At 68.9% G+C, this 14,147-nt stretch carries 10 protein-coding genes and 1 pseudogene; 7 read left to right on the top strand and 4 right to left on the bottom strand.

Annotation, left to right across the window (positions count from 1 at the left end; genetic code table 11):
* Nucleotides 1–209: 209 nt before the first annotated feature.
* A complete protein-coding gene (locus tag G3I71_RS35765; RefSeq protein ID WP_164321425.1) occupies nucleotides 210–1,928 on the top strand; it encodes a GAF domain-containing sensor histidine kinase in 1,719 nt (572 codons plus the stop codon).
* Between the two features lie 574 nt (nucleotides 1,929–2,502).
* On the opposite strand, the gene denD is transcribed toward G3I71_RS35765, so the two are convergent.
* Nucleotides 2,503–3,525: a D-erythronate dehydrogenase gene (denD, locus tag G3I71_RS35770; RefSeq protein WP_164321428.1), complete on the bottom strand. Its 1,023-nt coding sequence runs from the start codon at nucleotides 3,523–3,525 to the stop codon at nucleotides 2,503–2,505.
* Nucleotides 3,526–4,021: 496 nt separating this feature from the next.
* Between denD and G3I71_RS35775 the strand changes: the two genes are divergently transcribed.
* From G3I71_RS35775 to G3I71_RS35785, 3 genes are read left to right on the top strand one after another with little or no spacing between them, the layout of a single operon-like run.
* Nucleotides 4,022–5,776 carry a diacylglycerol kinase family protein gene (locus G3I71_RS35775; RefSeq protein WP_164321430.1) on the top strand — a complete coding sequence of 585 codons (1,755 nt, stop codon included), beginning with the start codon at nucleotides 4,022–4,024 and terminating at the stop codon, nucleotides 5,774–5,776.
* Entirely contained in the window at nucleotides 5,777–6,730 is a 954-nt protein-coding gene (locus G3I71_RS35780; RefSeq protein ID WP_164321432.1) for a YihY/virulence factor BrkB family protein, read from the top strand.
* Nucleotides 6,731–7,555 carry a phosphatase PAP2 family protein gene (locus G3I71_RS35785; RefSeq protein WP_164321435.1) on the top strand — a complete coding sequence of 275 codons (825 nt, stop codon included), beginning with the start codon at nucleotides 6,731–6,733 and terminating at the stop codon, nucleotides 7,553–7,555.
* Between the two features lie 520 nt (nucleotides 7,556–8,075).
* Here the strand turns inward: G3I71_RS35785 and G3I71_RS35790 are convergent.
* Entirely contained in the window at nucleotides 8,076–8,648 is a 573-nt protein-coding gene (locus G3I71_RS35790) for a hypothetical protein (RefSeq protein WP_164321437.1), read from the bottom strand.
* Nucleotides 8,649–8,895: 247 nt separating this feature from the next.
* On the opposite strand from G3I71_RS35790, the gene G3I71_RS35795 reads away from it, so the two are divergent.
* The 3 genes and pseudogenes from G3I71_RS35795 to G3I71_RS35805 all read left to right on the top strand — a co-directional run.
* Nucleotides 8,896–9,390, top strand: a complete 495-nt coding sequence (locus G3I71_RS35795; protein ID WP_164321439.1) for a GNAT family N-acetyltransferase — start codon at nucleotides 8,896–8,898, stop codon at nucleotides 9,388–9,390.
* A 611-nt stretch (nucleotides 9,391–10,001) separates the two neighbouring features.
* A complete protein-coding gene (locus G3I71_RS35800; RefSeq protein WP_343243165.1) occupies nucleotides 10,002–10,448 on the top strand; it encodes a hypothetical protein in 447 nt (148 codons plus the stop codon).
* A 211-nt stretch (nucleotides 10,449–10,659) separates the two neighbouring features.
* Nucleotides 10,660–11,103 (top strand): annotated as a pseudogene (locus G3I71_RS35805) (transposase); the annotation flags it as partial.
* 301 nt (nucleotides 11,104–11,404) lie between these two features.
* Here G3I71_RS35805 and G3I71_RS35810 read toward each other — a convergent pair.
* Together G3I71_RS35810 and G3I71_RS35815 are read right to left on the bottom strand one after the other, a co-directional pair.
* Nucleotides 11,405–13,015 carry an alpha/beta hydrolase gene (locus G3I71_RS35810; protein ID WP_164321441.1) on the bottom strand — a complete coding sequence of 537 codons (1,611 nt, stop codon included), beginning with the start codon at nucleotides 13,013–13,015 and terminating at the stop codon, nucleotides 11,405–11,407.
* Between the two features lie 295 nt (nucleotides 13,016–13,310).
* Entirely contained in the window at nucleotides 13,311–13,472 is a 162-nt protein-coding gene (locus G3I71_RS35815) for a hypothetical protein (protein WP_164321443.1), read from the bottom strand.
* Nucleotides 13,473–14,147: the final 675 nt, after the last annotated feature.

Here is a 14,147-nt window from a genome sequence, read left to right on the forward strand (position 1 = left end):
CCTGAAAGGTCCGAGGGCGGTCCGCCATGGGGCGTGACGCACAGGGGGCAGCGGCGCAGGCCTGCACGCTGTCGAATGAACCGGAGGTGATGGAACGGCGGCCCGGATGCTCGGCTCGATTCGCACCGCACCCTGCAGCTGACCACTACCGTGACCCATGACCGGACCGTTGGGCGTCCGCGCGTCGAGGGGACCTGGAGGACTACAGGATGGAAACCCCCGAGGAGGCTCGCGTGCGGCTGCCCCAGTTGAGGCTGGACGAACTGCTGGAGGAGCTGCAGTCGCGGTTGGACGCGGCCCGCGGCACCCGGGACCGGGTGCACAGCCTCCTGGAGGCGGTGCTGTCGGTCGGCCGGGAGCTGGATCTGGAGCAGGCCCTGCGACGCATCGTGGAGGCCGCCGCGGTACTGGTCGACGCGGAGTACGCGGCGCTCGGCGTGATCGGCCCGGACGGCAGGCGCCTGTCCGCTTTCCACACTGTGGGGGTCGGCGAGGAGCAGATCGCGCGGATCGGCCCGTATCCCGAGGGGCACGGCATCCTGGGGGAGCTGATCCGCCACCCCGAGCCGCTACGCCTCGCGAAGATCTCCGAGCACGCGGCCTCGTACGGCTTCCCGGCGCACCACCCGCCGATGAACACCTTCCTGGGCGTTCCGATCCGGGTGCGCGACCAGGTCTTCGGCAACCTCTACCTGACCGAGAAGCGGGGCGGCGCCCAGTTCGACGAGGAGGACGTCTCGGTCACGCTGACACTCGCCGTGGCGGCCGGAGTCGCGATCGACAACGCCCGGCTGTACGAGGAGTCCCGGCTGCGGGAACGCTGGCTGCGGGCGAACGCGGAGGTCACCCACAGTCTGATGTCCGGCGACGAGCGCGCCGAGGTCCTCGCGCTGATCGCCGAGCGGGCCAGCGAGATCACCGGATCCGCCCTGGCGGCGGTCGCGCTGCCCATGGAGGACACCGGGTCACTCGCCGTGGAGATCGCCGTCGGGTTGGACGCCGAGGCGCACCGGGGCCTCGTACTGGCCATGGACAAGAGCCTGATGGGGCTGGCGTTCTCCGGCGCCGCCCCCGTCACCAGCGCCGACGTCGGCGCGGACGAGCGCATCTCCCTGGAGCCTCCGCGGTTCGGCGGCCTCGGCCCCGCCGTGGCCGTGCCCATCGGCACGGGCGACGAGGGTCCACGAGGCGTGGTCCTGCTGGCGAGAAAGGTCGGTCAGCCGGTGTTCTCGGCGACGGAGACCGAGACCCTGCAGTCCTTCGCCGGACAGGCCGCCGTCGCGATGGAGCTGGCCGAACGCCGCAAGGACGCCGAGGCGGTCGCGGTCCTCATGGACCGGGACCGCATCGCACGCGACCTGCACGATCTGGCCATCCAGCGCTTGTTCGCCACCGGCATGACGCTGCAGAGCGCCGGCCGCTTCATCGAGCACGAGGAGGCCGCCGAACGCGTGGTGCGCGCGGTCGACGACCTCGACGAGACCATCAAGATCATCAGGTCGACGATCTTCGGCCTGCGTACCCGGGAGGGTGTGGGGGAGGCCGGCCTGCGGGCTCGTGCCGTACGGGTCGTCGGAGAGGCGGCCCCGGTCCTCGGCTTCGCCCCCAGCGTCCGGATGGAGGGCCTGCTGGACACCGATGTACCGAAGGACATCGCCGACCATGTGGTGGCGGTTCTCTCCGAGGCCCTGACCAACATCGCCCGCCATGCCCGGGCGAACCGCGCCGACGTACTCCTGGCCACGGACGGGCGTGAGATACGGCTGTCGGTCACCGACAACGGGGTGGGCGTCCCCGCCGAGGGCCGCCGCAGCGGGCTGCGCAACATGGCGGAGCGCGCCGAGCAACTGGACGGCCGGCTGGAACTGGGGAAGCCCGAGGGCAGCGGCACCGCGTTGGTGTGGCGGGTGCCGGCGCGCAAGCCGTAGCAGCTGAGGCACATGGTGCCCGCGCTCGAAGGGGCTGGCGGTACGCATGCGCGCGGCCCGACGCAGTCCGGGTGGCACCCGGACTGCGAGGGTGAGGAGAGGTCTGCGGGTCTGAGTGAACTCACCTCACGCGAGGCCCGGGAGGCACGGCGTGACCTCGTCGTCGGGCGCTACCGCGACCAGGGGTTTGCACACTGCCCGTTCGGGGGTGTGGAGGGCCGGGAGACCATCCGCGGAGCGTGCCGCACGCAAAGCGGAGGCATTCGTCCGATGGGTGGCCCACCCATCGGCGGACGACCGGATCGGGGCCGCCGTCCGCACCGCACAGGTCACCGCCGAAATCGGTGCGCACCGGCTCGGCGGGCCCTACGAGTCCCGTCCTGATCCAGGGCAGGCGGACCGGCGGCCGTCGGAACGCGGGAAGTCCTGCGGGCGGATGTCCGCCACCGCGTTGAACTGGGCATCGTGCTTCGCGATCCTCGGACGTGACGAGTTGCGAGAGTTACGCGAGTTCGGAGAGTTCCGAGAAGGCCCTGGAGGTCGGGGCTTCGGCGTAGTCGCGGGTTGAGCGGGTCTATTCGTCAAGTCCGATCGGTCCGGCCGAGATGGCTTCGGGATGGTCCTCGGCGTACGCCCGTACGACCGACTCGAAGTTCTCGTCGGGCCGGAGGCCGAGTGCCGTCGCACGCGTGTTGTCGAAGGCGGCCGGCCACGAGCCGACGATGGCCTCGACGGCGGGGTCGGGCGTGACCGTCACCAGGTCGGCGACGGCGGCGCCCGCCATCCGGCGCAGTGTGTCCAGCATTTCGGCGACGGTGACCGTGAGCGCCGGCAGGTTGACCGGAAGGCCGCCTTCGAGCCCGCCCGGGCCGCGCTCGGCCTCGGTGATGCGGAGGATGCCCTCGACGGTACGCCGCGGCGAGGCGAGGGCGACCCGCAGGTCGGGGCTGACCGGGCAGGTGGCCGGGAGGCCGGCGAGCGGCTCGCGGATGATGCCGGACAGGAAGCCGGAGGCGGCGGCGTTCGGCGTGCCCGCCCGCACCGAGACGGTCATCAGGCGCGCCACGCGTCCGTCGACGAAACCCCGGCGGGTGTACTCGGCGATCAACTGCTCGCAGATGCGCTTCTGCGTTCCGTAGCTGGACTGCGGTGTGGGCAGTGTCGACTCGCTGACCACGGGCGGCAGCGGCAGCGCGGGGTCGGAGCCGTAGACCGCGATGCTGCTGGAGAACACCACCCGGGGTGTCGGCCCGCCGTCGGCCGTCTGTGCGCGGGCGGCATCGAGCAGCGCGCGGGTGGTGTCCAGGTTGGCGCTCATGCCGAGGTCGAAGTCGGCCTCGCACTCGGCCGAAACCGCCGAAGCCAGGTGGATCAGGATGTCCACCGGCTGCTTGAAGACCTTGTCGAGGCGCTTGCTCAGGTCACCTCGGACGACCTCCACCAGTGGGTCGGCGACCAACGGCGATCCAGCGGGAACGACCCGGTCGGCGAGCACCAGACGGTCGAGGGGAGCACCGCCCAGGGCCCGCCGCCTGAGCAGGGCAGCGGCGACCTGCTGTCCCAGGAAGCCGAAGCCACCTGTGATGACGATCCTCATGCGCGTTCTCCTCGGTAGTCAAGTTCCTTCAGGAGCAAGCGAGTTGGGGTAGGGGCAGGCGGTGGGTGAGCACGCTGCGGGTGGCTGTGTTCGCGTTCGACACGCTGTGTCAGTAGTACTCGACTCCTTTGCCATGGGTGCTCGGAATGCTGCCTTCACACCGGTCGGACGGCGGCGAGTTCGGCACAACGGATTTTCCCGCAGTCGCCGATGTGCCGCGCGGTGTCCTGGCGGAACCCGCCGAGGGCACCATGGATCTGGCCGCGCAGCCGCACGATCGGCCTGCCGGGCAGCGGAGTGCGGCTTCGACCCGAACACATGCGACCGCTGCGGGCAACGCCCCACCGACACCTCCGTGCGCGTCAGGGGCGCGGATTCGTGGATTCCCACGTGACGGTCTGTCTGCGCCTCCTCTTCGGGGGCATACGGCGGTGGATCGGGTGCGAACGCCACCCGGTCGAAGTCCGCCGTGAGCCGCCGTCCCGTGGGAGCCCCGATGCCGACCGCCGTACCGGAAAGAGCCGCAGGAGCGGCTGGAGAAGGACCCGACGCGGTCCGGCCGGGCCACTCGTTCGTCCTGCCCCGCGGTACCGGCAGGACCGCCGCGCGCATCGGCGCACTGACCGTCTGTCAGGCCGCCCTGATGGTGGGCTTCGGGCTCCTGATCACGGGTCCTGCCCGGAACGTGTGGCCGCTGACGGTCGAGGACGACGTCAACGAGGGATTCGAGCGGATCCGTACGGGCCCGCTCACCACCCTGTCCTACCTCGGCTCCGAGGCGGGCAACACCCTCACGGTGATCACCATCACCCTGCTGAGCTGCGTGGCACTGCTGCTCATGCCTCGGCTGCCGATGTGGCGTCAGGCGGTCTTCCTCGCCGTCGCGGTCTCTCTCCAGGCACTGGTGTTCCTGGCGGTCACCGGGTCGGTGGACCGTACCCGTCCGGACGTGCACCGACTCGACGAGTCCCCGCCCACATCCAGCTACACCTCCGGCCACACCGGCGCGGCCACCGCGCTCTACGCCGGGCTCGCGGTCCTCGTGCTGTCCCGGGTCCGCAGGCCGTGGCGGTGGCCCCTGACCGGGCTGCTGTTCCTCGTGCCGCTGGCTGTCGGCGTCGCCCGCCTCTACCGGGGCATGCACCACCCCACGGACGTGATCGGCGGAATGGCCAACGGCGCCCTGTCCCTGCTGATCGTCGGCCGTGCCCTGTTCACCGACGGGTCCGTGGCCGCCGTCCCCTCGCCGCGGACCGGGCACGACGACGCGACCGGCGGCGCGCAGGAGCGCGAGTCGGGCAGCACCGTCGTGATCTTCAACCCCACGGTGACCGGCGAAGAGGCCCGCGAGAAACTGCGGCGGATCCTCGAACAACACGGCCACCGAGCACCGGCGTTCATCGAGACCACCGCCGACGACCCGGGCACCGGCCAGGCGGCCGGCGCGATACGTGACGGAGCGACACTGGTCGTGGTCTGCGGCGGAGACGGAACCGTCAGGGCGGCCGCGGACGCCCTGGCCGGCAGTGGGGTACCGCTCGTCGTGGTGCCCTGCGGCACCGGCAACCTGCTGGCCCGCAACCTCGGCCTCCCGCTCAACCCCTCCGCCGCCCTTGACGCCGCACTGTCCGGCACCCCCCAGCGCCTCGACCTCGGCCGCATCGAGGGCGACGGCCTCGCCTCCACCCACTTCACCGCGATGTCCGGGGCCGGGCTCGACGCCGCGATGCTGGAACACACCGACGACCGCGCCAAGTCCGCCGTCGGCTGGCCCGCGTACGTACTCGCCACCTTCGCCACACTGCGCACGCCCCGGATGCGGCTGACGGTCCGGCTCGACGACGCGCCCGTCCTGCACCGCACGGCCCGGATGGTGCTCCTCGCCAACGTCGGCACCGTACAAGGCGGTCTCACGCTCCTCCCCGCGGCCCGGCCCGACGACGGACTGCTCGATCTGCTGATCCTCGACCCGCGCGGCCCCGGCGGCTGGATGCGTGCCCTGGGTGTCCTGATGCGCGGACGCAGGCGGCAATCGCGGACCACGACCGTGGACACGAACGTCCCCGAGGGCACCGGCACCGGCACGAAGGGCGTACCGGTGGAGTTCCGCACCTTCCGGCGGGCCGAACTCACCTTCTCCGCACCGCAGTCGCGTGAACTCGACGGGGACCCGGTGTCCCACGGCCGGCGCCTCACCGCCGAGGTCAGGCCCGGCGCGCTGACCGTCCTGCTGCCCACCCGGGAGAAGTGAATGGGCACCGCCAGCAAGGTCCCCGAGACCCGCGACATGGGCGGCGACGAACTGTCGGCCGATGAGGCGCTGGTGTCGCTGCGCCGTTACGGCCGCTGGCCGCTGCTGCGTGATTCCTTCGTCCGGTTCCGCTACGCCGACGGCTTCAGCCACTCCCGAGCGCTCGCCCTCCAGACGGTGCTGTCGGTGATCCCGCTGGCCATCGCCTTCGTCGGGCTCTCCACCGCGCTGCACACGGAGAACATCGGCAGACTCGCCGAACTGACCATCCACCGGCTCGCGCAGGGGCCCAGCGCCGACGTCGTCGACGACGCACTGGACCGCAGCCGCCGGAGTGCGGGAAACGGTGCCCAGATCGCCCTCTGGTTCGGTCTGGCCTTCTCACTGGTCAACGTCACCACCGCGATGTGCCAGATCGAACGCGGCGCCAACCGGATCTACGGCAACGAACGGGACCGCCCCTTCCACCAGAAGTACCTGCGCGGGCTCGTGATGTCCCTCAGCGCGGGTATCCCGCTCGGCCTCGGGTTCATCATGATGGTGGCCGGCGGCGACCTGGCCGCCGCGGCGGTGACGGTGTATCACCTCGACGGCGACGCCAAGACCGCCTGCGACATCCTGCGCTGGCCCTTCGGCCTCCTCCTCGCCCTTCTTTCGGCCAGTGCGATCTTCCGCCGTTCCCCCCGTCGCCGACAGCCCGGCTACACCTGGCTGGCCTTCGGCGCCGCCGTGTATCTCGTGCTGTGGACGGCCCTGACCTGGCTGCTCAGCCTGTACCTGGGCATCAGCGGGTCCTTCGACACGGTCTACGGCCCGCTCAGCGCCTTCATGTCGCTGCTGATCTGGGCCTACCTGACCTCCATCGCCCTCTTTCTGGGGCTGTCCTTCGCCGCGCAGTTGGAGGCCGCGCGGGCGCTGCGCTCCGGTCCGATCACAGCCGACCCGGGAGTCTGAATGGTGGTCCGCGCCACGGCTCAGCGCCTTCGTGAACGTCGCCGCCGGGCGGCCGACCGGAGATTCGGCGTGCGCCTGCTCGGTTCGGCCGCTGTCGCCGCTGTCGCCGCCGTCCCCTTCGGCCTGCTGCTCGTCCTGGTCGAGGGTCACTGGCAGCCGCTGCGCCGTCTCGACGCGGGCGCGGCTCAGCGGTTGAACGAAACCGCCCTGCGACACCCAGGGTGGACGGACACCCTGCGCTTCCTGTCCGACCGGGTGTGGGACCCGGTCACCCTGCGGACGGTCGTCGCGCTGCTGACTGCGTGGCTGCTGTACCGACGGGCCTGGCGACTCGCGGCCTGGTCCGGCGTGACCGCCGTGACCGGCGGACTCGTCGGACTGCTCGTCAAGACAGTGGTCGAGCGGACCAGACCGTCCCTGGTGGACCCGGTCGCGCACGCACCGGGATTCTCCTTCCCCTCCGGGCACGCGATGACGGCGACCACCTCGTTCGCCATCCTCCTGCTGGTCCTGCTGCCGATGGTGCCGCGCGCTCTGCGGCCGCTGTGCTGGTGCGCCGCGGTCGTGTCGGTGCTCGGGGTCGGCTTCACCCGGATCGCGCTCGGCGTGCACTGGTTCAGCGATGTCGTGGGCGGCTGGCTCCTGGGCCTGGCCGTCGTCGCCCTCACCGCCTGGGCCTTCGAGGCCTGGCGCACCGACGCAGGCCGCGGACATGCCGGGCTGCGGGAGGGACTGGAGCCCGAACTCACCGGTGCCCACCCCGAACCCGGCCCTTCCGGCCGGGAACATCGCGCCGGGTCCGGAGGGAGAGGCGTTGCATCGTGAGTCCGTCGGAGCCGGCGAGGAAGAAGCGCGCAATCGATTCCGCGGGATGGGCCAGAGGCCGGCCGGTGTGCTTGGCAGCCTCGTTCACAAGTCTCGCCATCACCTCGGTCACTTTCCGGCAGTGGCTGTCGAGGCTGTCGCTCAGGGTGGGGGAGCGGGGCGCGAACATGGTCGGCTCAGTGAGGAGTTTGTGCCGCACGGTCTCGGCATGTTCTGGACGTCCGGCGACGTGTACGTCTGCTGGGCCCCCGGGTGTCGCCTGCTGAGGCACCCTGACCGGTTTCTGGACCGCAGCAGCCGATCGGCGCGCCCGTAACCGGCCTGTCGTTGGAACCTGTCGAACCGCTTCTCACCATCGGGATCGAGCAACTCGAGGTGCTGTTGTGGACAGGGGACCGGCCCCTGTCCACCGGGGAGAAGCCAGGGCTCGCACAGGCAGTCCGTCGCTCGGCATGCCGAGCGGCAGACTTTCACAAGACCCTCTTCAGCACCGTACTGCGCGACCCCTCACCGGCGAGGTCTAGCTCGTCCAGCTGTGGGCAACGTCGACCACTACCCGGTCGTCCAACTGGAGCACGCGGAACGGCAGTCGGGCGCGCACACCGAGAGCGACCTGCGTCTGGCCCTCGAAGGTGCCGCCGAACCGGGTGTCCCGGAAGGTGCTGTACCCGCTGATGTTCACGCTGGGCAGGGGCTTGCCCACCTTGCCCGGGTAGGTCGGCACGCCGGCCTCCAGGTCGTAGCTCCACGCGCCGACGCGGATTTCGAGGATCGCCCCGCCGGCGACCGGTATGTACTGGCCTGAGGGGTCCGCGTAGAACCGGTCCACGTACTGGACGTGGTAGCCGATCTGGCCTCCGCCGGGCACGTCGAACACGATGCGGTCGTAGCACTCGTGCTGTCCGGTTCTGATGTCCACCAGGTGATCGGCCCCCACGGCGGCACCACCCTTGGCACCGCTGCCCCAGCCCGTCGGGCACACCACCGCCGTGCGCAAGCCCTCCGACGGGGCCGCGCCCGCGGTGCTCGCCGCCGTCCCCAGCGTGGCGCCCGCGAGCACGACCGCCGCCACTGCTGCTCCGATACCTCGCATCTTGTCCCCCTTGGTCGCGCTTGAGTCGCGTAACTCTGACGCCAAGTGAGACGGCCCACAGCACCGGAAGGTTGTACGCCAGACGGGGCAAATGGGGAATCCTGCCGTCTGTGAGATTCCATCGAGGACGCGGTTCCCGGAGTACTGATACTCCATCCGTGGAGCGTTATGTGCCCTGGTCTTGGGGCTGTCTGCCACTGGGGGAAACTCAGGTGGCCTCAGCGCGCGATCTGGGTAGAGTCGGGCAATGCCCGAGCTGAAGCGGCTGCACGCTTGCCATGCCCCGGCGGTCCTGGCCTTCGAGTTGGCGAACCGCACCTACTTCGCTGCCTCGATCTCCGACCGCGGCGACGACTTCTTCGACCAGTTCACCGACCGGTACAACGCCTCGCTGGCCGAGCAGGAGGCCGGCGTCTGCGCCTTCTACGTGCTGGTCGCCGAGGACGGCTCGGTAGTCGGCAGATTCAACCTGTACGACTTGGAGGACAGCACTGCCAGACTCGGCTACCGGGTCGCGGAGCGGGTCGCCGGCCGCGGCGTGGCGACCGCGACCGTCCGGGAGCTGTGCCGGACGGCGGCAGCGATGCACGGTCTGCTCACACTGCGGGCGGCCACATCCCACGACAACGCCGCGTCCCAGAAAGTCTTGGCCAAGGCCGGGTTCGTCCCGGTTGGCCCTGCCACCCCGGCCGATCTCGGCGGCAAGTCGGGCACTTGGTACCAGCACGACCTCCAGCCATAGACCTTGATGTTGCTCGTGGGGCGGCTGCGGGAAGACTGCGGCCACCTTTGATCATCGGTGTGCGACGACTAACGATCTTGCGATGGCCGCAGGGCACAGCGCAAATGAGATCCAGCGACTGTTCATCACCTTGGCCGTCCGGCCCGTACGCGAGGTAGCCCACCGGCTCGCCCGGTCCGCCTGGCGACTCCACCACCAGGCCTGAGCCCAAGTCGGCCATTACCGACGATGAGCTGCGAACCAGGCATGAAGATCACGGTCTACGGCTGGAGTACTCCAGCCGTAGACCGTGATCCGGCGTCAAATCCTTGCATCGCAGTCCTTGTGGCACGGAAGCCTGCGCGGGCGCCCGCCCTCCTGCGCACAGGAGGGACACGGCCTCGTACTCTTCGCTCATGCATCTCGGGAGATCCATAGCCTTACTGATCGGCGCATCGGTTCTGGTCAGCGCATGCTCCACGACGTCTGCCCCGCCCTCTACGGACACAAGTAGCTCCCCGACCGCGGCAGTGACCGCGTCTGGACTGCCCGTAGCAGGTTCTCCAAGCGCGCGAGCCAAGCTGAGCGCTGCCGAACTGCAGAGTGGCTGGTGGACCTGGGCGGCTTCGAGCGTGAGCGACTCGAACCCTGTCTCAGATCAGGACGGCCACCTGTGCGCTCAGGGCCAGCCAGACGGCATCTGGTTCCTGGCCGGCACCTTCGGCGGGACCGTGACGCGCTCGTGCACAGTGCCTGCAGCGGTGTCAGTGGCCTTCCCCCTGGTGAACCTCATCGGTGAAGCAGGCGACTGCACCGCGTTCATGGCCTCGTCCAAGGGGAGTGCCGTCCTGGACGGCCAAGCTCTGAAACCCGAACGATACGAAGCGACAACTGTTCGGATCAGTGCTGTGGATGGCAATCCGCTCACCCAGAGCGGGGGGCGCTTCCGAACCCAGGCCTGCGGCCTCTGGGTACAACTGGAACCGCTGGCACCTGGCGGCCACACACTGAGGATCAGGGGATCATCGGGATCGTTTGCCGTCTCGGTGGACTACAAGCTTCAGGTCTCGGCCGGCTGAAGAACAGCTCGTACGTCAACTATTGATCTTGCTGGTTGGGCGGGTGCGCAGACAGGTAAGGCCACCGTTGATCGGAGGGTGTTGTGCGGACAACGAAAGATCAGCCGGTGGCCATCGGCCGCGGTGGACCGGAAGTTGTACGTCCCGCGCTCGTGGACGTCCGAGCCCGACCGCTGCCGGGCCGCCGGGGTCGGCGATCAGGCCGTCCTGCGACTCTTACGGCATCCCGCTCGCGGCAATCAGCACCGGCGGCAGCCGCAACGACGTCACCCGACTGATCCCGTTGATCCAGGCCGTGCCACCGATCCGCGGCACGCGCGGCCAGCCACTGCGCCGCCCCAAGCACCTGTATGCCGGTCGCGGCTACGACCACGAGGCCTACCGGGACAAGGCCCGCCGGTTCCAGATCACCCCGCACCTCGCCCGGCGCGGCACCGGGCACGGCTCCGGCCTGGGCGTGTATCGATGGGTCGTGGAAGGAGCGATCGCGCTGCTGCACTGGTTTTGCCGCCTGCGCATCCGCTGGGAGATCCGCGACGACATCCACCACGCGTTCGTCACCCTCGGCTGCGCCGTCATCTGCCGGCGACGACTGCGCACCGCACTGTGTCGAGAGTTGGGGGAACCTCACTGTGAGCTGGACGGGATCTCGTGATCCGTTGACGAGCCAACTCGTGAACGACTTGTGATGTCTAGAAGGGGAACTGAAGGGTGAACGGTTTGAAGCGAAACCTGCGAGGCCGCATCAAGCGATGGTCCGCAGAATTACGGCCGCCGACAGGGCATGAGGCACGCCCTGCGGTTCAGCTCGTCCTCCTGCCCGGAGGCCCGGGCGATGGAGGGCGTTCCCTTGGTGTCGTCGCCGTGAAGAGCGGATTCGCCGGCGGATCGGCGGCCATGAGGAAGGGCGCCCGGCGAACACCGGGCGCCCTTCTCGTGTGCCGCGCAGTTCACACTCAGCCGCGGAAGCCGAGCATTTCGTGCAGGGTGGCGCCGCCGGACACCGCGGCGGGCGACTCGGACGTGCTGCTCAGCGCCGACTTCGCCGGCTGGGCCTCAAGCGGCTTCGGGTCGGGCAACTTCTGACAGACCGCGTCGGCCACACCGCTGCCGCGCGGCACCGTGCCGTCGGTCAGGTACTTCACCAGGTACTTGTCCAGACAGGCGTTCCCGCTCAGCGAGATGCCGTGGTTGCCGCCGCCCTGCTCGACCACCAGGCTGGAGTGCTTGAGCAGGCGGTGGACGGTGACGCCGCCCTGGTACGGGGTGGCCGCGTCGTTCGTCGCCTGGAAGAGCAGCACCGGCGGCAGCTTGGCGTTGGCGACGTTCACCGGCTTCAGCGACTTCGTGGGCCAGAAGGCGCACGGCGCGTTGTACCAGGCGTTGTTCCAGGCCATGAGGGGCGCCTTCTTGTACACCGCCCAGTTGTCCTTCTGCCACTGCTTCCAGTCGCGCGGCCAGGAGACGTCACGGCACTGCACGGCGGCGTAGACGCTGTAGCCGTTGTCTCCGGAGGCATCGATCGACGCGAAGTTCTCGTACGCCTTGACCAGTGGGTCGGCGTTCTTGTCGTTGACGTAGGCGGCGAACGCGTCGGCCAGGTCGGGCCAGTAGCCGTTGTAGTAGCCGCCGGGGATGAACGTGTCCTCCAGTTCTGCGGCACCCACCTTGCCGCCCGCGGGCTTCTTGGCCAGCTCGTTCTGCATCGCGTACCACTTGGCCTCGATCTTGGCCGGATCGGTACCGAGCTTGTACGTCGAGTTGTACTTGGCGATCCACGCCATGAGCGCCTTGTGGCGGGCGTCGAAGGCGTAGTCCTGCGAGATGTTGGCGTCGTACCAGACCCCGTCGGGGTCGACGATCGAGTCCAGCACCAGGCGGCGCACCTGGCCGGGGAAGAGCTTGGCGTAGACCTGGCCCAGGTAGGTGCCGTAGGAGTAGCCGAAGTAGTTGATCTTCTTGGCGCCGAGGGACTTGCGGATCGAGTCCATGTCCTTCACGGCGCTGATCGTGTCGATGTAGGGCAGAACATCCGCGTACTTCCGGCCGCAGGCTGCGGCGAAGGACTTGGCGCGCTCCAGGTTCGCCTTCTCGATCGCCGGGGTGCTGGGAACGCTGGCGGGACGCACCGGATTGAAGTTGCCCGGCTTGCAGTCGAGGGCGGGCTTGCTGGCGCCCACGCCGCGCGGGTCGAAGCCGATGACGTCGTACTGGGCTGCGACAGTCTTGGGCAGCGAGGACGCGACGAAACCGGCGAGACCCAGTCCGCTGCCACCGGGGCCACCGGGGTTGACCAGCAGCGGGCCCTGGTACTTCCTCGCGGTGTGCGGGACCCGGGACAGAGCCAGGGTGATCTTCCGCCCCTGCGGCTTGGCGTAGTCGAGGGGTACCTTCACCGTCCCGCACTGGAGGGTCGGATTGTCCTCCGTGCCGCACTTCTTCCAACTGACCTTGGCCACCTGGGCTATGGTCGCGGACTGCGTCATGGCCGCCTCGGCCGGGACGGCCGTGAGAGTCCCGGCCAGCACGACGGTCGCACCACAGAACACGGCTGTGCTTCTTCTCATGAACTTCTTTCAGGGAGTGGGGGGTCACAGGAGACCGAACGAGCACGATCCTGGCTCAATCCTTACCGAAAACCTGAATATGAGAACCGTTCCACGCGAAGATTTGGGAGTCCTTTGATCCAGGGCGCCTCGCATGGACGAGCTCGACAGCATGCGCCTCGTGGCCGGCGATCGATACGGACGGACCACTCGTTGTGATGCTGGTTGACCGCGCCCGGCTCGACGCGCTGTTGCGGAGGCTGACCGGACGGGTACCCGAGTCCGCTCCGGGAGGCGGGATCGTCGGCCATGCCGGTCACGAGAAGTGCGACTCGACAGGGAAGACCGGCGGCGGCCGCAACCGCACCTGGGAGAAGACCGTGCCGACCGACGCCGGCCCGGTGGAGGTCGAGGTACCCGCGCCGCGCTCGGCATCGGGGCCAGCGAGGGCAGCGAGGGTGCGAAGCGCCGGCTGCATCTGTTCACCGAGCTGAGGAACCGGGGTCCGGGCGACGCGTTGATGCCGGTCTGCGACGGGTTCGTTCCGTTACGCCGTGCGCCAAGATTGGGACAAGGGCACGAACTGTGAGGTGGACTATGCCATTGGAAAGCGCCTGGGAACGCGTTCCGGATCGCCTTCGCGGGCTGCCTGGCTCGGAGTGGAACTGATACCCCGGCAAGCGGGATCGGCCGCTGAATTGGCACACCCTCCCAATGGAAAACCGGACCCTTCTTTCCATTGAGTGGAAAGCCTGTCCGTTTTGAGGCGAAGTTGCGAGTCTTCCCCTTGTCTGGCCACGTCCCAGCTGTCACACTCCTCACGTGAAGAACATGAAGTCTCAACAGTCGATCGCTGTTCCAACCCGGTCGCGATTCCGGTCGGTTGATCTGCCTGAGGTCTTACCGTTGAGCGCAGCTCCGGCTTGACCGCTTACGAATTCAGATGAACTGTGTGTGAACGTGACCTCCCGTCAATTGCCTCCAACCTGATGGCATAGCCCGGCACTGCCGTCGTCGTGCGAGCTTGCTGATGGGATTTCTCGACACCGTATTCCCCCACTGATATCCGGTCTTCCCTCGTCGGTCTTCTCCTGTTTGCGTTCAGTTCGTTCAGAATGGATGGATCAGGAGTACTACTGCGTCCGGTGCTGTG

Source organism: Streptomyces sp. SID12501, from assembly GCF_010550245.1.
Taxonomy (GTDB): Bacteria; Actinomycetota; Actinomycetes; order Streptomycetales; family Streptomycetaceae; genus Streptomyces.

Bases quoted from the DNA above. Each gene is read 5' to 3' on its own strand.
- G3I71_RS35810 (WP_164321441.1), bottom strand. From the start codon at position 13,015: ATGAGAAGAAGCACAGCCGTGTTCTGTGGTGCGACCGTCGTGCTGGCC.
- G3I71_RS35790 (WP_164321437.1), bottom strand. From the start codon at position 8,648: ATGCGAGGTATCGGAGCAGCAGTGGCGGCGGTCGTGCTCGCGGGCGCC.
- denD (WP_164321428.1), bottom strand. From the start codon at position 3,525: ATGAGGATCGTCATCACAGGTGGCTTCGGCTTCCTGGGACAGCAGGTC.
- G3I71_RS35765 (WP_164321425.1), top strand. From the start codon at position 210: ATGGAAACCCCCGAGGAGGCTCGCGTGCGGCTGCCCCAGTTGAGGCTG.
- G3I71_RS35795 (WP_164321439.1), top strand. From the start codon at position 8,896: ATGCCCGAGCTGAAGCGGCTGCACGCTTGCCATGCCCCGGCGGTCCTG.
- G3I71_RS35775 (WP_164321430.1), top strand. From the start codon at position 4,022: ATGCCGACCGCCGTACCGGAAAGAGCCGCAGGAGCGGCTGGAGAAGGA.
- G3I71_RS35785 (WP_164321435.1), top strand. From the start codon at position 6,731: ATGGTGGTCCGCGCCACGGCTCAGCGCCTTCGTGAACGTCGCCGCCGG.
- G3I71_RS35780 (WP_164321432.1), top strand. From the start codon at position 5,777: ATGGGCACCGCCAGCAAGGTCCCCGAGACCCGCGACATGGGCGGCGAC.
- G3I71_RS35815 (WP_164321443.1), bottom strand. From the start codon at position 13,472: ATGCAGCCGGCGCTTCGCACCCTCGCTGCCCTCGCTGGCCCCGATGCC.